17 protein-coding genes and 2 tRNA genes are annotated in these 18,625 nt (G+C 65.4%); 6 read left to right on the forward strand and 13 right to left on the reverse strand.

Annotated elements, in window-relative coordinates; translation table 11 throughout:
• Positions 1-67: 67 nt before the first annotated feature.
• Positions 68-1,039 (reverse strand): ABC transporter substrate-binding protein, encoded by a 972-nt coding sequence (locus ACNKW1_RS03665; RefSeq protein ID WP_418363227.1) that lies wholly within the window; start codon positions 1,037-1,039, stop codon positions 68-70.
• Between the two features lie 198 nt (positions 1,040-1,237).
• Here ACNKW1_RS03665 and ACNKW1_RS03670 point away from each other — a divergent pair, with 198 nt between their 5' ends.
• The gene (locus tag ACNKW1_RS03670; protein WP_418363228.1) at positions 1,238-4,588 is read left to right on the forward strand and encodes an error-prone DNA polymerase; all 3,351 of its coding nucleotides are present in this window, start codon (positions 1,238-1,240) and stop codon (positions 4,586-4,588) included.
• A 102-nt stretch (positions 4,589-4,690) separates the two neighbouring features.
• Here the strand turns inward: ACNKW1_RS03670 and ACNKW1_RS03675 are convergent, their stop codons facing one another.
• A complete protein-coding gene (locus tag ACNKW1_RS03675) occupies positions 4,691-5,869 on the reverse strand; it encodes an MFS transporter (RefSeq protein WP_418363229.1) in 1,179 nt (392 codons plus the stop codon).
• A 175-nt stretch (positions 5,870-6,044) separates the two neighbouring features.
• Here ACNKW1_RS03675 and ACNKW1_RS03680 point away from each other — a divergent pair, with 175 nt between their 5' ends.
• Positions 6,045-7,007: a D-2-hydroxyacid dehydrogenase gene (locus ACNKW1_RS03680; RefSeq protein WP_418363230.1), complete on the forward strand. Its 963-nt coding sequence runs from the start codon at positions 6,045-6,047 to the stop codon at positions 7,005-7,007.
• An 18-nt stretch (positions 7,008-7,025) separates the two neighbouring features.
• On the opposite strand, the gene ACNKW1_RS03685 is transcribed toward ACNKW1_RS03680, so the two are convergent.
• Positions 7,026-7,796: a pentapeptide repeat-containing protein gene (locus tag ACNKW1_RS03685; RefSeq protein ID WP_418363231.1), complete on the reverse strand. Its 771-nt coding sequence runs from the start codon at positions 7,794-7,796 to the stop codon at positions 7,026-7,028.
• Positions 7,797-7,928: 132 nt separating this feature from the next.
• Complete coding sequence (locus ACNKW1_RS03690; RefSeq protein WP_418363359.1) at positions 7,929-8,201, reverse strand: VF530 family DNA-binding protein; 273 nt, start codon at positions 8,199-8,201, stop codon at positions 7,929-7,931.
• A gap of 287 nt (positions 8,202-8,488) precedes the next feature.
• Here ACNKW1_RS03690 and ACNKW1_RS03695 point away from each other — a divergent pair, with 287 nt between their 5' ends.
• Positions 8,489-8,692, forward strand: a complete 204-nt coding sequence (locus ACNKW1_RS03695) for a cold-shock protein (protein WP_418363232.1) — start codon at positions 8,489-8,491, stop codon at positions 8,690-8,692.
• A 139-nt stretch (positions 8,693-8,831) separates the two neighbouring features.
• The gene (locus ACNKW1_RS03700; protein WP_418363233.1) at positions 8,832-9,194 is read left to right on the forward strand and encodes a hypothetical protein; all 363 of its coding nucleotides are present in this window, start codon (positions 8,832-8,834) and stop codon (positions 9,192-9,194) included.
• A 105-nt stretch (positions 9,195-9,299) separates the two neighbouring features.
• Here ACNKW1_RS03700 and ACNKW1_RS03705 read toward each other — a convergent pair whose 3' ends face one another.
• The 6 genes from ACNKW1_RS03705 to ACNKW1_RS03730 form a co-directional block, all read right to left on the reverse strand.
• A complete protein-coding gene (locus tag ACNKW1_RS03705) occupies positions 9,300-9,629 on the reverse strand; it encodes a DUF5710 domain-containing protein (protein WP_418363234.1) in 330 nt (109 codons plus the stop codon).
• A gap of 57 nt (positions 9,630-9,686) precedes the next feature.
• Positions 9,687-9,884: a hypothetical protein gene (locus ACNKW1_RS03710; protein WP_418363235.1), complete on the reverse strand. Its 198-nt coding sequence runs from the start codon at positions 9,882-9,884 to the stop codon at positions 9,687-9,689.
• Positions 9,885-10,155: 271 nt separating this feature from the next.
• The gene (locus ACNKW1_RS03715) at positions 10,156-11,067 is read right to left on the reverse strand and encodes a GNAT family N-acetyltransferase (protein WP_418363236.1); all 912 of its coding nucleotides are present in this window, start codon (positions 11,065-11,067) and stop codon (positions 10,156-10,158) included.
• A 538-nt stretch (positions 11,068-11,605) separates the two neighbouring features.
• Positions 11,606-11,682 (reverse strand) — tRNA-Met (locus ACNKW1_RS03720).
• A gap of 75 nt (positions 11,683-11,757) precedes the next feature.
• Positions 11,758-11,833: transfer RNA gene (locus ACNKW1_RS03725), tRNA-Thr, on the reverse strand.
• Between the two features lie 273 nt (positions 11,834-12,106).
• Positions 12,107-12,568: a ProQ/FINO family protein gene (locus tag ACNKW1_RS03730; protein WP_418363237.1), complete on the reverse strand. Its 462-nt coding sequence runs from the start codon at positions 12,566-12,568 to the stop codon at positions 12,107-12,109.
• Between the two features lie 190 nt (positions 12,569-12,758).
• On the opposite strand from ACNKW1_RS03730, the gene ACNKW1_RS03735 reads away from it, so the two are divergent.
• Entirely contained in the window at positions 12,759-13,091 is a 333-nt protein-coding gene (locus ACNKW1_RS03735) for a hypothetical protein (RefSeq protein ID WP_418363238.1), read from the forward strand.
• Positions 13,092-13,126: 35 nt separating this feature from the next.
• Here the strand turns inward: ACNKW1_RS03735 and ACNKW1_RS03740 are convergent, their stop codons facing one another.
• On the reverse strand, positions 13,127-13,777 hold the full coding sequence (locus ACNKW1_RS03740) for a cytochrome b/b6 domain-containing protein (RefSeq protein WP_418363239.1): 651 nt from the start codon (positions 13,775-13,777) through the stop codon (positions 13,127-13,129).
• Positions 13,778-13,779: 2 nt separating this feature from the next.
• Positions 13,780-15,402, reverse strand: a complete 1,623-nt coding sequence (locus ACNKW1_RS03745; protein ID WP_418363240.1) for a tetrathionate reductase family octaheme c-type cytochrome — start codon at positions 15,400-15,402, stop codon at positions 13,780-13,782.
• 248 nt (positions 15,403-15,650) lie between these two features.
• On the opposite strand from ACNKW1_RS03745, the gene ACNKW1_RS03750 reads away from it, so the two are divergent.
• Positions 15,651-17,468 (forward strand): diguanylate cyclase, encoded by a 1,818-nt coding sequence (locus ACNKW1_RS03750; protein WP_418363241.1) that lies wholly within the window; start codon positions 15,651-15,653, stop codon positions 17,466-17,468.
• Between the two features lie 72 nt (positions 17,469-17,540).
• Here the strand turns inward: ACNKW1_RS03750 and purM are convergent, their stop codons facing one another.
• Complete coding sequence (purM, locus tag ACNKW1_RS03755; protein WP_418363242.1) at positions 17,541-18,608, reverse strand: phosphoribosylformylglycinamidine cyclo-ligase; 1,068 nt, start codon at positions 18,606-18,608, stop codon at positions 17,541-17,543.
• Positions 18,609-18,625: the final 17 nt, after the last annotated feature.

The raw sequence follows: 18,625 nt of genomic DNA on the forward strand, positions 1-18,625 counted from the left end.
CGCCCTGACAGGAGCGCCCGCGGCGGCCGGAGCGATCCGGCCGGTCCTGGACCGAGCCTGAACGCGATTACTCGATGACTTTGGCCGCGTCCTTGACGAGGTCTTCTGCCAGCGTGACGCCCTGCTTCTGCGCGGCGCCCGGGTTCACATGCAGGGACAGCTTGTTGCTGGTCTCGAAGGCAATGTCACCCGCCTTCTCGCCCTTGAGGATGCGCACAACCATCTCGCCGGTCTGCACGCCAATGGCCTTGTAGTCCATGCCGTACGCGGCCACCGCGCCACGCGCGACACTGTCGGTGTCGGCAGCCACGAGCGGGATCTTGGCGTCCATGCCGACCTTGACCAGCGCCTCGTAGGCCGACACCACGTTGTTGTCGGTGCTGGTGTAGAACACATCGACCTTGTCGATCAGGCTGCGAGCAGCCGAGCCGACATCCACCGAACGCGGCGCAGCGGCATCGACCAGGCTCATGCCGTGCTTGGGCAGAAGCTCGCGCATCTGCTCGAGCACCACGACCGAGTTGGCCTCGCCTGGGTTGAACACCATGCCCACGCGCTTGGCAGCGGGCGCCACACGCTTGATCAGTTCGATCTGCTTGTCGAGCTCGAGCGCATCCGACACCCCCGTGATATTGGTGCCCGAGGGCTGCATCGAAGGCACCAGCTTGGCGGCCACGGGATCGGTCACCGCCGAAAACACGAGGGGGATATCCTTGGTCGCGGCTGCCACGGCCTGCGCCGAGGGCGTGGCGATGGCGACGATCACATCGGACTTGTCGCCGACGAACTTACGCGCGATCTGTGCCGCGGTGCCGGTGTTCCCCTGGGCGCTCTGGTACTGCCACTTGAGGTTCTTGCCGTCCTCGTAGCCCGCGGCCGCGAGCGCCTCCTTGACGCCATCCCGGACCGCGTCGAGGGCCGGATGCTCGACGATCGCGGTGATGGCGACCGACTTCTGCTGCGCGTACACCGGGCTCGAAATGGCGAAAGCGAGCGCCAGCGCGCCGAACAGCACCTTGCGGGACTTGGTGAAGCTCATGAAGGACTCCTTGACGGCCATGCCGGCCGGGCAGTGAAGGACATACGCGATCATCGACCGCGACAGGAAAAGCGAACGAGTTCGAGAGTTTAACAGCGCACTTGGCACATGCGACTGCGGTAGACCCCAAGACAGTGTCCAGCATTCACGATCAGCCGTAAGCCTTGCAAGAAAAACTGTATTTATTTACAGTTTTGCATGCCCATCCCGTATGCCGAACTTCACTGCCTGAGCAACTTCAGCTTCCAGCGCGGCGCCTCGCACCCCGAGGAGCTCGTCGAGCGGGCTGCGGCCTTGGACTATGCGGCAATCGCGATCACCGACGAATGCTCGCTGGCCGGCGTGGTGCGCGCGCATCGTGCACTGCAGGACATGCCCGTCAGGGGCCGCCCGAAGCTGATCATCGGCAGCGAGTTCCAGCTCGCGGATGGGCCCCACGTCGTGCTGCTGGCCGCGAACCGGCGGGGCTACGGCCAACTCTCGCGGCTCATTACCCAGGCACGGCGTGCGGCCGACAAGGGGTATTACCACATCGACCGGGAAATGCTCGAAGCCGACCCTGCGCAGCGTCTCGACGACTGCCTGGCCCTGCTCGTGCCACCACCGCATTTTCCACCCCTGCATGGGCTGGACGAGGCGTCGGCAGCGCTCGCCGCCGACGCGCGCTGGCTGGGCAAGCTGTTTCCCGGCCGCAGCTGGATCGTCATGACGGCCCTGCTCGACGGCGTGGACGATCGCCGCCTGCACCGGCTGGATCACATCGCCGGCAGCGCCGGCCTGCCGCTGGTCGCCGCCAGCGGCGCGCTGATGCACGAGGCCGCCCGCCGCCCGCTGGCCGATGTGATGACTGCGCTGCGCCTGCACTGCAGCGTGGCTGAAGCCGGCCTGGCGCTCGCGCCCAACGGCGAACGCCGCCTGCACGATCACGCCACGCTCGCCAGCCGCTACCCGCCCGCACTGCTGGCCGAAACCCTCGCCGTGGCCGCGCGCTGCGGCTTCAGCCTGGACGAGCTGCGCTACGAATACCCGGCCGAACTCGTCCCCGCCGGCGAAACTCCGGCGAGCTGGCTGCGCCGCCTGGTCGAAGGCGGGCTGATGTGGCGCTTCGGCGCGCAGGTCTCCGTTCGCGCCGGTAACACCGTGGCACCCGTGCCACCAGCCTGCGCCGGCCATGCGTCGTCCACGGCCCCGTGCTCCGACCCGCCGGCGCCGCTGCGCATCGCAACCCCGGCACCCACCGCCACGCCGCCCCAGCCCGCCGACGACCCCGCGCCGGCTTCGGTACGCACGCAGATCGAGCACGAGCTGGCACTGATCGCCGAGCTCGGCTACGAGCCCTATTTCCTCACCGTGCACGACATCGTCCGCTTCGCCCGCATCGCCGGCATCCTGTGCCAGGGGCGCGGCTCGGCGGCCAACTCGGTGGTGTGCTGGGCGCTCGGCATCACCGAAGTCGACCCGCAGCTCGGCATCATGCTGGTCGAACGCTTCATCTCGCGCGAGCGCAACGAGCCGCCCGACATCGACGTCGACTTCGAGCACGACCGCCGCGAAGAGGTCATCCAGTACATCTACCGCAAGTACGGCCGGGACCGCGCCGCGCTCGCCGCCACCGTGATCCGCTACCGCGCACGCAGCGCGCTGCGCGACGTCGGCCGTGCGCTCGGCCTGGACGAGGCGCTGATCGAGCGCCTCACCCGCGCGCATCACTGGTTCGACGGCCACCGCATCCTGCCCGAGCGCCTCGCCGAGGTCGGGCTCGACCCCGCCAGCCCGGTCACCCGCCGCCTGGTTGCCCTCACCGAGGAACTCATCGGCTTTCCGCGCCACCTGTCGCAGCACGTCGGCGGCTTCGTCATCGCGCGCGGCCGGCTCGACGAACTGGTGCCGGTGGAAAACGCCGCCATGGCCGATCGCACCGTGATCCAGTGGGACAAGGACGACCTCGACGCGGTCGGGCTGATGAAGATCGACGTGCTCGCGCTCGGCATGCTGTCCGCGCTACGCCGCGGCCTGGCGTTGGTATCGGCCTGGCGCGGGCAGGCGGTGACGCTGGCGACAATCCCGCGCGAGCAGGAAGAGGTGTACGCGATGCTGTCGCGCGCCGATTCGGTCGGCGTGTTCCAGGTCGAATCGCGCGCGCAGATGACCATGCTGCCGCGGCTCAAGCCGCGCCGCTTCTACGATCTGGTGGTGGAAGTCGCCATCGTGCGCCCCGGCCCCATCCAGGGCGGCATGGTCCACCCCTACCTGCAGGCACGCGATCGCGCGGCGCGCGGCGAGGATCCGATGGACGACCAGCGCGAGGAGATCCGCGGCGTGCTGGCACGCACGCTCGGCGTGCCGATCTTCCAGGAGCAGGTGATGCAGCTCGCGGTGGTCGCGGCCGGCTTCACCGGCGGCGAAGCGGACCAGTTGCGCCGTGCGATGGGCGCCTGGCGACGCAAGGGTGAGCTCGAGCGCTACCGCCAGAAGCTGCTCGACGGGCTGGAGAAGAACCGCTACGACCCCGACTTCGCCCAGCGCCTGTGCCAGCAGATCGAGGGTTTCGGCAGCTACGGCTTCCCCGAATCCCACGCCGCCAGCTTCGCGCTGCTGGTGTACGCCTCGGCCTGGTTGAAGTGCTTCGAGCCCGCGGCCTTCCTCGCCGCGCTGCTCAACAGTCAACCGATGGGCTTCTATTCGCCCTCACAGCTGATCCAGGACGCGCGCCGGCACGGGGTGGAGGTGAGCGCGGCGGACATCACCGTGAGCGAGTGGGACTGCACGCTGGAGCCTGCGGGGGGTACCACGGCGGAACCCGGACAGGTGGCTGCAAGCGTCGCGGCACCCGTGACCCCGCAGCCCGCGGTCCGCCTCGGCCTGCGCATGATCCGCGGTCTGGCGCACGAGGCCGCCACCCGCATCGTCGCCGCACGCACCGAGCACGCTTTCACCAACACCCAGGACCTCGCCGCGCGCGCCCGGCTCGATGCCGGCGACCTGCGCACGCTCGCTGCCGGTGGTGCGCTCGCCAGCCTTGCCGGCCATCGCCGCCAGGCCCTCTGGCAGGCGAGTGGCGCCGCGCCCCTGCCCGGGCTGCTCGCCCAGGCCCCAGGCGGCGACGTCGCTGCCACGCTGGCCGCGCCCGCCGAGGCCGAAGACCTGCTCGCCGACTACGCTCGCCTCGGCTTCACCCTCGGCCCCCACCCGCTGTCTTTCGTGCGCGACCAGCTCGCGGGGCTGCGCTTTCTCACCGCCGCCGACATCGCCGCCGCGCCCGACCGCATGCTCGCGCGCGGCGCCGGTCTCGTGACCTGCCGTCAGCGCCCCGGCACCGCCAAGGGCACGCTGTTCGTGACGCTGGAGGACGAGACCGGGCTCACCAACGTGATCGTCCGCCCCGAGCTCTTCGAGCAGCAACGCCGCATCCTGCTCGGCGCGCGGCTGATGGGCGTGTTCGGTCAGATCCGCCGCCAGGGCCGGGTGGTGCATCTGGTGGCGAGCCGCGTCGTCGACCACTCTGCCCTGCTCGGCAACCTGGCCGCACGGAGCCGAGATTTCCACTGAAACGCAACGGGCGATCGTTCAGCGCGCGGTCAGCCAACCGGCCACGAAGCGCTGCGCATCCGGCCGGCACATCGCCGGCCAGCAGCGCATGGGCGAGGAAGTTCACGCGCTCTGCCCCGCAGCCGCACGCTGACGCAGCGCCAGCCAGACCAGCGCCGCACCGGTGACGCCCACCGGCAGCAGCGAGCCGAGGTTGAGCAGCGTCCAGCCCTGCGTGGTCACCAGCGCGCCCGAGGCGAACGAGGTCAGCGCCATCACCGCGAACACCGCGAAGTTGATCGCCGCCTGCGCCTTGTCCTTCTCCTCGGGGCGGTAGGCCTGCATCGCCAGCGTGGTGCTGCCGGTGAAGAGGAAGTTCCAGCCCACGCCGAGCAGGAACAGGCCGATCAGGAACTGGTGCAGGTCCTGCCCCGAGAGCGCCACCGCGATGCAGGCCAGGTTGAGCACCACGCCTACGCCCATGATCTGCAACACGCCGAAGCGCTTGATCAGGTGACCGGTGAAGAAGCCCGGCGCGAACATGCCGATCACGTGCCACTCGAGCACCAGCGCGGCATCCGAGAACGGCATGCCGCACACGTCCATGGCCAGCGGGGTCGCCGCCATGAGCAGATTCATGACGCCGTAGCCCATTGCTGCGCCCAACGTCGACACGATGAATACCGGCTGGCGGACGATCTCGGCCAGCGGCCGGCCGCCGGCAGCCCCCGCCGTCCTGACCGGCTCGGCCGGGAAGCGGATGCCAGCCATCACCGCCATCGACACCAGCGCCACCACCGCCAGCGCGAGATAGGAGCCCATGAAGGGCGCGCCCATGGCCTCGCGCGTGTAGTTGGCCAGGTTGGGGCCGATCACCGCGCCGATGAGACCGCCGGCCAGTACCAGCGACACCGCCTTCTCGCGGAAGGAGGCCGGCGCCAGCTCGGCAGCGGCGAAGCGGTAGAGCTGGCCGTTGGCGCTGTAGTAGCCCGCGATCACCGTGCCCGCGACGAGTAGCCAGAAGCTCCCGATCGACAGTGCGAAGGCGCACAGCAGGGTGGTCACCAGCGCCACCAGCAGGCCGAGCTGGAAAGACGCCTGCCGCCCCCAGCGTCGCTGCGTGCGCGCCACCAATCCGGTCGACAGCGCCCCGCCCACCACGTAACCCATCACCGGCAGCGTCGCCATCCACGCCACCGGGGCGAGGCTGAAGCCCACCAGCCCGTTGATGGCGATGAACACCACGTTGTTCGTCAGGAACAGGCCCTGGGCGATCGCCAGCAGCCAGAGATTCTTCTTCATCGGGGACACGACACCTTCTTGTGGAGGAGGCGAACTGTACCTGCTCGCGGCCGGCCTTGTCCCGCGGCACCGGCGCGGTGGCTTATCCTTCGCGCTGGCTCCCGCTTCGCCGCCCCCTCCTTCCGTCACTTTCATCGCCCATCACCGACCCGGCCGCGCCACCAGGACACCCGCCATGCAGAAGATCGTCTTTCTCGACCGCGCCACCATCGCGCCGCAGATTCGCCTGCGCCCCCCCGCGTTCCCGCATGAGCTGGTCCTCCACGCGGGCACGCCGCCCGCGCAGGTGGTCGAGCGCCTGCAAGGTGCCAGCATCGCGATCATCAACAAGGTGCCGCTCGACGCCCAAGCGCTCGCGCAGCTGCCCGAACTGCGCCTGATCGCGGTCGCCGCAACCGGCACCGACTGCGTCGACAAGGCCTGGTGCCGCGCGCACGGCATCGCAGTGGCGAACATCCGCGGCTACGCGGTCGATACGGTGCCCGAGCACACCTTCGCACTGATGCTCGCGCTGCGGCGCAACCTCATCGCCTACCGCGAGGACGTGATCGCCGGCGCCTGGCAGCGCGCCGGGCAGTTCTGCTTTTTCGACCATCCGGTGCGGGACCTGCACGGCGCGCGCCTGGGCATCATCGGTGAAGGCATACTGGGCCAGCGCGTGGCGGACATCGCGCGCGCCTTCGGCATGGAGCCGCTGTTCGCCGCGCGCAAGGGCAGGCCCAGCCCCGGCCGCCTGTACACGCCCTGGGACGAGGTGCTCGCCAGCAGCGACATCATCACCCTGCACTGCCCGCTCACCGCCGAGACACGCGGCATGATCGCGATGCCCGAGTTCCGCACCATGGCGCGGCGGCCGCTGCTGATCAACACCGCCCGTGGCGGCCTGGTCGACGAGCAGGCGCTGGCGCGGGCCCTGGACGAGGGGCTGATCGCGGGCGCCGGCTTCGACGTCACCGACGGCGAGCCCCCCGCCGCCGACAGCCCAATGATGCGCATCGCCGCACGCCCCAACGTGATCCTGACGCCACACGTGGCCTGGGCCTCGGAAGCGGCGCAGCAGACGCTCGCCGACCAGCTCATCGACAACATCGAGAACTTCGTCGCCGGCCGGCCAAGCAATCTGGTAGAGGGGGCCTAGGGCTGGGCGCTCCGGCGCTCAGCGGCGCTCGCGCACCACGAAGGGCTCGATCAGCGCATCCTCGGCGGACTGCGGACGGTTGATCGCGCCGCTGAAGTCGGCATCCCACACGTCGGCGTTGGTGAACGCGGCACCGGCGAGGTCGGCCTGCCCGAAACGCGCCCGCCGCAGCATGGCGCCAAGCAGCTTCGTCTCGCGCAGGCTGGCGCCGCTGAAGTCGACATCCTCCATCGCCGCGCCGGTGAGATCGGCGCCGGACAGATCGGTGCCGATCATCCGTCCGTCGGTGAATACGCCGCGGAACGCATAGCAGCCACGGATCGACCCGCCCGACAGGTCGATGCCCTCCATCAGCACATCCTTGAGGTACGCCCCGGAAAGATCGGCGCGCACCGCGCGCGCGTTGATCAGGTTGGCGCCGAAGAGATTGGACTCCTGCATGCGCGCCGCCTCGAGGTTGGCGTCATCCAAGGTGGCATGGAACAGATCCGCCTTGCGCAGATCCGCCTCGCGCAGGTCGGCGCCGGCGAAGTTCACCCATTTCGCACTGCTGCCGCGCAGGTCCGCCCCGGACAGCCTGGCGCCACGCAGGTCGGCATTGTCGAGCATCACCCCCGCCAGGTTCACACCGCTGAGGTTCAGTCCCGCGAGCTTGCGGTGCGACAGGTCGCAATGCGACAGATCAGTGTGGGGTTGCGGCGCGCTGCAATCCCCGGCCCCCATCGTCGTGGCGCCCGCCAGGGAAATCCAACTCGCGGCGAGCACGAGGAAGATCGGACGGGTGTTCATGGCAACGCCTCTCCTTTTGGCCGCTGCAGGACCTTCTAGAAGCAATATAGCCGCTCAAACGGCCGCCATCTCGATTTCTTTGGGAGCGCGCGTGACGCAGGAATTCGTGTCGGTCGATCAGGGATCAAGGCATCAACCCTGCCCCTCCGGAAGATGCCGACAATCGCGCTGCGCCGAACGCTTCGATGACGGCACCGTATCGAGATAGAGCGCCTCTACCTGCGCACGCGCCCACGGCGTGCGGCGCAGAAACTTGAGACTGGAGGCGATGCTCGGCTCGTGATTGAAGCAGCGGATGCTGATTCGCATGCCGAGCCCGGGCCAGCCGAGCCGGTCCACAAGTTCGGTCAGCATCCGCTCCAGGGTGAGGCCGTGCAAAGGGTTGTTGGGCTGGGGGTCGGTCATCCGGTTCTCGCTCAGGGGGCCTGTATTCCACCGCAGGCAGCCGTGCCTGCGGTGGAAGAAACGCTGCGCAGGATAGCCGCCATGGTCGCGGCCGCCAAAAATATAAAAATATAAAACTATCTTTATCATCGAATCTCGCCCATACTGCGCCGCAGCGATACTCAAGTCGTGTAGTTCATTTGTTGGCATATCCGAATTTTTCGGTCGTATTCCCCCAAGTCATACCTCGCCGTCTTGATGCTCGCCCCATTCAGGGGGCTTTCCCCATTTTTTAGGAGATTCAAGACATGGCAACAGGTACCGTCAAGTGGTTCAACGATTCCAAAGGCTTCGGTTTCATCACCCCGGAAGCGGGCGGTGAAGACCTTTTCGCGCACTTCTCGGCCATCACCGGCCAGGGTTTCAAAACCCTTGCAGAAGGTCAGCGCGTCAGCTTCGACGTGACCACCGGCCCCAAAGGCCTGCAAGCGTCGAACATTCGCGCCAGCTAAGCGTGTTCGGCCCGCGCCTCCGGCGCAGGTCGCCCAGAGGCCCGACTTCGGTCGGGCCTTTTGCTTTTAAGGCTACGGAGAACTGCGACGCCCGCAAGCGCCAGGCCACCCGCCCCCTCAACTGTACAAGGAGAGCGACATGCCCCATCTCATTCAGCGAACCGAACTCAAGACCTTCTACTACACGCCCATCCATTGCCCGTTCTGTGGCACGCGGGTCATGGGCGCCGACCCTCACGATGAAACCCGCATCACCGCCTGCCCGCACACGCTTTTCATCGCTCACGATACCGCGTTCGAGTACCGCTCGGAGCGCCTCGACCGCAACCTCGCGCTCGACGGGATGACCGAAGAGGAAGTCGAAGCGAAATGGCTCGCGAACACGCGGGGCATCGACGGCTTCACCGACACGGTAAGCCTACCCGATGCGATCAAGGTCGCTGCCTACGCACCAAATCCTTCTGCCTACGGCTCGTACTACGGGTTTGCGCCGAACGAATAGGTCACCGCCGGAAAACCGCGTCGCCCACCGCGGCCTCGGCTGCCCGCTCATTCCGCGCCAGAGGCGGGCCCGTGGCGTAAACGTCGACACCGCCCCTTCCAGGGCTCAGCGCCCGCCCTCGGGACCGGGCCACGCCTGAAGCCGGCATTTCTCGCAGTCCTCCCACGGCAGGCAGTCGCACACCCGTGGCAGAACCACGAAGCGCCTCCCCACCTGCAGCGTACCCTCGCTCATCGGGGTTGCAGGCGCGCTACGTCGCGGGGTGGTCGAGACACCCGCCGCCGCGGGGTCATGCTGCGTTGGCTGCCAACGCGCGAACAAAGCCTTATCCAGGCTGCCCTCGATGTACCAGAGCTTGCGCACGGCATCCCAGCGCGCGCCCAGTTTCTTCGCCTCATCCTTCTCGGCAAACGGGACTTTCAGGTTGTGGCGCATGGCGGCATCGGGCGTTTCGTTGCAGGGCGCGCATTATAGGTGCTGCCGCGATCGGCCTCACCCCTCCTGCCGTGACGTGCTCTTGCGCGCCTCGAGGTCGGCCTTTTCCTTCTCGGCCGCGATTTCCTTTTCCAACTTGTTCTTTGCGATGCCGATCGCCGTCTTTCCGATCAGAATCACCACCCCGGCAAACAAGGCGATGAGCAGCAACGATGCGCGGCCGCTCGAGACGTCCTCCTGCACCGTGCTGGCCACTGCTGCGCCATTCGAAGCGTAAAGACCCAAGCTGGTCAAGGCTGCCGCAATGCACTTCCGTTTCATGAACCCCTCGTTCGTGGACTCCACCGTGTCCCAAGGCTGACATAGGATCGAGGAAACGCCAAACGCTGCCCGGAGCCGACTGTTCTGAGGACGGCACCTCGATCGACACCCGCCTCACTCGACCGGGAACCCACCCGAGGCCTCCCGAGCGAACGCGTGATCCTCGCCGGCTTCTCGCAGGGCGGCGATCGCGCAGCGTGTTGACCTACAGATGGAAATCGCCAGCAGCCTCCGGCTGGTAAAGCACTTTTCCAATCCGAACGCGCCGGGTCCGGTTCGTCATTCGCCAGTCGAAAGCATCTCCCTCCCGGTAGCCCAGGATCGCAGTGCCAATCCCGGAACAAACCGACAGTTTCCCAGCGCTGTCATCCGCGTCTTCCGGGTAGACCAGCGCCACTTCCACTTCCTCGTCGTCCAACTGCACCAGGGCCCTGGAATTCATGGTGACGACATCCTGCGCCACCTGACGCGGATCGACGACGATGGCGCGCTCGATCTCGTGCTCCAGTTCGAAAACATCTGAGGCGTGCTCGAGCGCAAGCAGACTTCTGAGCCGGGTATTGTCGATCTCGGTGATGTAGATCTCAGCGGCGTGCTCTGCAGGGCTTTCGCGCAAGAACCGCAGATATCGGTCCAAGGTCATGGCAAAAGACTTCAGGGTAGGCGTCTGGCTTTCCAGCAGGAAGCCGCTGCGCTCGAATGCCTTCAGCGAACGCGCGTTGTCCGCATGGATCTTGGCGATGATCTTTTCGGCCCGCATCTCGAAGAAGGCAAGCTTCATGGCTTCGCGGATGGCACTGGCTCCGAGTTTGCGGCCCCAGTTGTCGCGATTACCGATGACCAGGACCATTTCGCAGGTCGGGCCCGTCTTGACGAGACGTACGAAACCGACCGGAGCATCATGCCGGTCGTAGGCCATGAAGAACCGCCCCCCCTGGTTGAACAGATGCGTCAGGATAGGCAGCTGGACACGATTGACGACCTGCTCAATGAACCGGGAGACGTGGCGCGAATCGCTCAGGTAGCAGGTGACGGACTCGTCTTCCAACCAGTCCATCAGGGTCAGTGCATCTGCCCGAGTGATCTCGGGACACAGAGAAATGAAAGGCTTGTTCATCTTCACCCCATGCGCTTGCAAGGATGAAAGCCTTCCATGGCCGTAGCCATGACGGTTCTTTCGGCAAAGCGTGCATTCTAAGCCAGCGAGTGGGCGCGCGGGCAAGTGCGCTCCCAAACCGCGCTCCCAAACCGGGGGCTGCCCCATCAACCGCGGAACGCTGGCTCGCCTCTCTCACGAGACCCTGGAGCGCCTCGAGTTCGGCGTTCTGGACGGACGATGCGGGCATCCGGGCTGCGCACTGAACGCAGTTCTCGAGTACGTCCCCGATAGGGGGACGGGCATCGAGCGCTCCAGCACGGATCGCAGCCACGAGGGATAGCGAAACCAAAGGGGGGCCAATCGGCCTACGCAGGCATCACCCTGGCTCGGCGAGGAAGAGTGGCGACAAGGCAATGAACGCCACGAGTACCGTAAGCCGGGACTGTCAGCTCAGACCGGCGTCAGCCCCTTGGGCACGGGATGGGCACGGCGCCCAAGGGCGCACAAGACGCAAAAAAGCCAACCACCGCTAGGTGATTGGCTTTAATGACTTTTTTGGTTGCGGGGGCAGGATTTGAACCTGCGACCTTCGGGTTATGAGCCCGACGAGCTGCCAGACTGCTCCACCCCGCGTCGGAGAAGCAGAACTATAAACGAGTTGTGCGCAAATTTCAATCTTTTTTGCGCCGCACAAGGCTCGGAGAAAACTGGTGCCGGCAATAGGAATCGAACCCACGACCTTCTGATTACAAATCAGCTGCTCTACCAACTGAGCTATGCCGGCAAGGCGCCCGGATTATAGCGCAAGCTTGCGGATCCGATCTGCTTGCATCAATAACTGTTTTTTTATACAGTTACTGCCAAGCTACAGTTCGGGGGAAGACGTCATGGAAGCAATACTTGCACGAATCATCACGCCCCTTGGGCTGCTGGCCGGTTTCTTACTGGCCACCGGTCACACCGGTGGCGCACTTGCGCTCTCAGTTGCAGCCGGAGCGTGCGCATGGCTGGTGCGCTCCGGCGCACTCCAGCACGACCTGCATCGGTCCCGTGAGGCCTAACGGCCAAATCTCTGGACCAACTGCTGCAGTTTCTGCTCGTGGCGGCGCTCGGCCTCTTCTGCCGCACGTTTCTCGCGCTGCTGGCGTGCCACCTCGGCAAAGCGCTCCTTGAGCGTGGTCGCAGCGTGCGTGCGGTGTTCCTCGGTGAGCTCACCCACCGGCTGGCCATCCAGGTCATGACGGTGAGTGCCGCGCGCCACCGACTTCAAATATTTGGTCGAAGCAGTGTGCAAACGCAAGGCCACGCGCAGGTTCTTGCGCTCGAAGTCAGGAAAGCGTTCGAGGATGGCCGTGTCGATCTTCAGGGCCAGCGGCAGATAGTCGCGAAACGTGGGTGATTCGGCCTGAAGGCGCTTGAGCATCGCGCGCGGGTCGACCTTTGCTCGAACCTGTTCGCTCGTAGCTGCCTCGGCGGAAGCCGGCTGCTCTGCAGCAGCCTCGATCTGTTCTGAAGTCATCTTTGCAAGAACTCTGGATTCGGTATAAAAGTCTGAATAGGCATAGAGCGAAGTACAGACGTGGGGTACGGTGGCATGGGGACGATCGGGACCGCATTCTAACCCGAGCACCCCCTCCCTGCGTCCGGGCGGGCGGTCGATGTGCGTTCGGCGCCCACAGCCGAGTTGTCGATCGAATCAGGAGCAGATCATGAGAGAACGCTGGCGCCGCTTACCGGGCTCGCGGACCGAACCCGCAGGCCTGGAGCGCAAGATATTACGCCGGCTACCGTTGATCGCACTCGCGGGTACGGCTGCATGCATCTCTATTTCCTTGCTTGCACGCCTGATGTGGTGGGGCGACGACAGCAACGAAACCCTGCGCTCGCTGCAGATGATTGACATCTGGGTGATCGCAGCCGTGGTTCTGCACTGGACCGTAATCGCGGTCGTCGCAATCTACGCCTTCATCATATTCGTGATGAAGGGGCCGGCTTACATTGCCGACCGTTACGAGCTTCCAGACGAGGACGCCCCGCGCTGACCAGCCGCGGGGCGTCGGGCAAGCAAGAGATGCGCTCAGACTTTGCCTGCGGGAGCCTTGCCACTATTGGCAGGGGCGTGATGCTCATCTATTTCTTCCCAGCCAGTGATCATCGCCTTGACGTGCGCGAAGACCGTGTGCCCGGTCGTGGTCAGGTACACGTGGATGAAGAAGAACGCCGTGATCATGAATGCGCCGGCCGTATGCACGATGGCCACCGTCTCGAGCGTGAAGTACTTGTCCAGCCCGAGCTGCGCCCAGTTGCCGTAGAACAGGTACAGCAGCCCTGAGCCCCAGATTACCGGCGAGATGAACGCCAGCAGAGCGAGGTAAGCCAGGCGCTGCAGCGGGTTGTGCTTCTGCACCACCGTCTTGCGGAACGGGTGCGGCATGTCCTTGAAGATCCCCACCGTGTAGTAGAGCACCATCGCCCCGACGTTCCGCATCGAAGGCAGATACTGACGCCACTCACCGGTGGTGAACTGCCAGAAGATCGTGAAGGCCCAGATCGTCAGCAGGGTCCAGGCGGCGAGCGTGTGCAGGTCGACGGCATCCTTGAAGCCCATCAGGCTGTAGCTGCCATGGATCTCGAAGCCGGTGATCATCATCACGATGATCAGCAGCGCCTGCGACCAGTGCCAGAAACGCTCATAACGCTTGTAGATGTAGATTCGGTTCTCACTCATTTTCAGTGCCTCTTGCGACGGGTGAGGATACGGGCAATGCCGTGGATGGAGCCGGCGCCAATCGCGCCAATAATGGCCAGACCGCCGAGCAGATCCACCCAGCCGTTACGGTCGCGGCCCGGCAGATAGATGTCGGTGATCTCGTTCAGGCGGCCTTCTTCGGAGCGGGTATGGCACTCCTGGCACTGCACAGCCTTCTCCTTTGGCGCCACCATGTGCGTGATGAACCAGTTCATCCGCGTCTCGATGAAATCGAACTGACCGCTGTAGGGCAGGCCAGCGTACTCCATGCCAAACTTGATCGACTTCTCGTAGTCCCAGTTGCCCCAGAACGCCGCGTCATCCTTGCCATAGACGTGGTTGACCACCAGCGTCTTGTTCACCGGGTCGTACGGTTGCTTGCCGACCATGACCTTGAACGGCCAGATGCGTGCACTCGGGTCGCTTGCGGAGCCCTCGACGCGATTCAGTTCAAGGATCTTGGAGTCATCGATCTTGTCGGTGATCGCGACCTGATGCACGACGCCGTTGTACCACTTGTAGGTGGGCCGCACGTTCTCGCCGTACTCGAAGTCGCCCTTGTCAGCCGAGTAGCTCAGGTGGCCATGATCGTCCTTGATGAACAGCCCCTTGCCGTTCTCGTCACGTTTACCGGCCGTCGACCAGTCCCACAAGGTCTTGGTGGGGATGCCGCCACGGGCGAACTCGGGGATGTGGCAGGTCTGGCAAGCCACGCGGTTGGCGTGATGGTTAAGACGCTGATCCTCATGCGGGGTGAGGTCGTGGCACGACTCACAGGTGGCGCGATTGTGGTCCTCATGCTTCATGTCCAGACCCTTCACGTCCTTCGCGGTCGCAGCGTAGCGGCTGCCGGAAGGCTGGTGCGCGTTGAAGGTGTGGCAGTCGGCACAGTCGAGGTTGGCACCATCCTTGGCCATGTGCACATCCACATCGCGATGCGGATCGATCAGCGAAGTATCGAGGTCGCCATGCTTGACCGCGTCGCCGCCGCCGCCGTTGAAGTGGCACGCGCCACAGTTCTCGCGCCCGGGCTTGCCCACGTTCTGCGCGACCTTGGTCAGATCGGGCGGCTGAACGATCTTGCCGCTGCCCTTGGGCATCTCTCGCGGCTCGTAGAGGGGGTGGCCTGCATCCGTCGGCACTTTCTTGTAGGTGGCCGTGGTGTCGTGACAGGCGAGGCAGTCGACGTTCTCTTCGTTGGAGAAGTCGTAGTTCTTGTCCTTCCAGTCGTAGCCGGCGTGGCAACTCGTGCAGCGCGGCTCGTTGGAAAGGATGGAGCCGCAGAAGTTGTTGGCGGCATGCTGCTTGCCAAGCTTCTTCCCGGTGGTGGGGCTAATGGTTTCCCAGGTCCAGTGCACGCTCTTCATGACCTGGTGACTGGCCTCGTTGTGACAGGCCAGACAGGCCTTCGTCACCTCCGGTCCACTATTGAATGGCCCCTGAAGCTCCTTGAACTTGCTGTGGTCCGCCGTACTCTGCGGCTTGCCACCTGAAGCGGCCACCGGTATGTCGCCCGCCGCGGGCGCCCCGATTGCCATGGTGCTGGCTACCATGATGATGGTGGCGCCCAGCCAATGGCGCCACCCCGATGTTCGTCCATTCATCTCTGTCTCCTCCAAGGAACTCCGGTTACAAGCGAAATTTTACGCCGCCGCTCAATATCAGCTTTTGATTAATGTCTAACTTGAGCGATATCAAACCGAGAAAAAGTCCATGCAAGCTCCCCGGAGGACGGGACGAACTACCACGCCAGTCCCGGGAAGCCCCGTATAATTCCCGCGTTGATCCACCGCAGCGTGTGTCGGCAGCGATTGGCCGGCCCGTGCCATCTCGCCCCTCTTCCCACAAGCTCATGTCCACCTTCAGCAACCCGTCCGAGATCGCGCGTGAAGCACTTCGCCAGCTGGCTATGCGCCGCGTGGCACCAACTCCAGACAACTATTGCAAGCTCTACCACGAGATCTCCGGCACGGAAGCGGACGAGGACATCCTGCCCGAAGCCTTCATGCGCCGGCTCGCAGCGCGCCTCCCACGCGACAGCGCCGAGCGCCATCGCAACGCCCGCGAACTGGACCAGGCACTTACCGCAGGGAAACCCGCCGCGATCGAGGCCGCGCTGGGACGCTACCTCGACGGGCTGAAGCTGGCCGAGCAGCCGGCGTGGAACGAGCTCATCACGGGCCTGCTGCGCCAATGGGAAACGCGACACAGCGGGTGGACGACTGCACGCAAGCGGGAATCGCTCGAGCGCGTGCTCAACGCCTCGGACCCCGCCACCCTCTTCAACCGCCTCCAGGGGCTGGTCAGGGGCTGGAGCCAATCGAACACGGCACAGGACGAGGCCGTCGAACCACTCCCCGACGGCGACGCAGCCGGCAGCCCGCCCGCCGAAGCCACGACTGCGGCAGCCCCCTCCAGCACCGCCCCCTGCGGGATTGCGACCGAGGCGAGCGCCGAGTTGCGCGCGCTACTGGAACAGAGCCTCAAGCAGGCCATTCCTCCGCTGTTGCACGAACACCCCGAACTGCAGCAGAAAGCACGCGCGCTCGCCCGTGAGCTTGAAGGCCGCAACAATGCGAGCGAGCTCCGGAGTTTCAGCCTGGCGCTGCGGGCCTTCGTCGGTGAGATCGAGTCCGCTGCGCTCGACGACGAAGAGGTAAACCAAGGGCTACTTGAGCTCCTGCGGCTGCTGTTGCGCAACATCGACGAGCTCGTGTTCGATGACAAATGGCTCAGCGGCCAGATCGAAATGCTGCGCGAGGTCGTCGAAGGCAGACCGGACCCACGCCAGCTGGACGACGCGGGGCGCAGGCTGAAGGATCTGATCTTCAAGCAGAGTCAGCTCAAGCACTCATTGGCCGAAACCCAGCGCCACCTGCGCGACATGCTGGCCGGCTTCGTCGACCAGCTCGCTCAGTTCGCCGAAAGCACCGGCACCTACCACGACCGCATCGGCAACTGCGCACAGCGCATCGCAAAGGCACAGGACATCACCGAGATCGGCCCGCTGCTCGACGAGGTAATGACGGAAACACGGAGCATTCAGGAAGAGGCCCGCCGTTCACGTGACGAGCTGATTGCGGCACGCGAGCAGGCAGGCAAGGCCGAGCAGCGCATTTCCACGTTGCAAGCCGAGCTGGAGGAAGCCAGCCGGCTGATGCGCCACGACCAGCTCACCGGCGCCCTGAACCGGCGTGGGCTGGAAGAGATGTTCCACACCGAGGCCGCGCGTGCCGCACGCCACCGCTCGAAGCTCGCCGTCGCGCTGCTGGACATCGACCACTTCAAGAAGCTCAACGACTCCCACGGACATCGGACCGGCGACGAAGCGCTCATCCATCTGGCACGGGTGGTGCGCCAGCACCTTCGTCCCCAGGACGTGCTGGCGCGCTTCGGTGGCGAGGAGTTCGTCATCCTGTTGCCCGAAACCGGCAACGACGCTGCGCAACAGGCGCTCGTGCGCCTGCAGCGCGAACTGACGCGCGAGTTCTTCATGGCCGACCAGCAGAAGGTGGTGATCACCTTCAGCGCAGGCGTAACCCCGGTCGCCGACGGCGAGGCACTCGAAAGTGCCCTGAAACGCGCGGATGGTGCGATGTACCGCGCCAAGCAGGCTGGACGCAACCGCGTCATGACGGCACCGCTTCCCGCCCCGCCTGCATCGTCCTGATCCACGCACCCCAGTTCCGCGCCAGCAGGACGGGGAAGCCGGGCGCCCGCAGGTGCCCGGCCAACACGGTCGTCAGCCGACGATGGTCTGGGCCTCACCTTCGCGGCGGGCATCAATGCGGCCGATGCGATACACCGTCTCGCCTTCTGCCTCCAGCTTCTGCATCACAGCATCGGCATCCTGCGCCGACACGATCACCACCATGCCGATGCCGCAGTTGAACACACGGTACATCTCGTCTTCCGCCACACGGCCGGCCATCTGCAGCCACTGGAAGAGTGGCGGCAGAGACCACGACTCGACATCGATCCGGGCAGTGAGCTCGTCGCGCAGGATGCGGGGAACATTCTCGGTGATGCCGCCGCCGGTGATATGGGCCATGCCCTTGACCACGCCAGGCATCGCCTGCATGAGCGCCAGCATCGGCTTCACGTAGATGCGGGTGGGCGCCATCACCACGTCGCGGAAGGCCCGGCCATGAAAAGGCGCGTCCATGTCGGTCCCCGTGCGCTCGAGGATCTTGCGGATCAGCGAGTAGCCGTTGGAGTGCGCACCGCTGGAAGCCAGCCCCAGCACCACGTCGCCCGGCACGATCCTGCTGCCGTCGATGATGTCGGCCTTCTCCACCGCACCCACCGCGAAACCGGCCAGGTCGTACTCGCCCTCCGGGTACATGCCGGGCATCTCGGCCGTCTCCCCACCGATCAGTGCGCAACCTGCAAGCTCGCAACCACGCGCGATGCCGCTGACCACGTCCGCCGCAGCATCCACGTCGAGCTTGCCGCAGGCGAAGTAATCAAGGAAGAACAGCGGCTCGGCACCCTGCACCAGGATGTCGTTCACGCTCATCGCCACCAGGTCCTGACCTACGGTGTCGTGCTTGTTCAGCTGGAAGGCCAGCTTGAGCTTGGTGCCGACGCCATCGGTGCCGGACACGAGCACCGGCTCCTTGTACTTCTTCGACAGCTCAAACAGCGCGCCAAAGCCGCCGATGCCGCCCAGCACCTCGGGGCGCATGGTCCGCTTGGCCATCGGCTTGATGCGATCGACCAGCGCGTCACCGGCTTCGATGTCCACCCCCGCGTCGCGGTACGACAGGGGCGCCTGGGGTTCAAGAGGGGCTGGATGGTAATCGCTCAAGATCGTTCCTTTGGGCT

The sequence above is a fragment of the Thauera sp. WH-2 genome, assembly GCF_048321015.1.
Taxonomy (GTDB): Bacteria; Pseudomonadota; Gammaproteobacteria; order Burkholderiales; family Rhodocyclaceae; genus Thauera.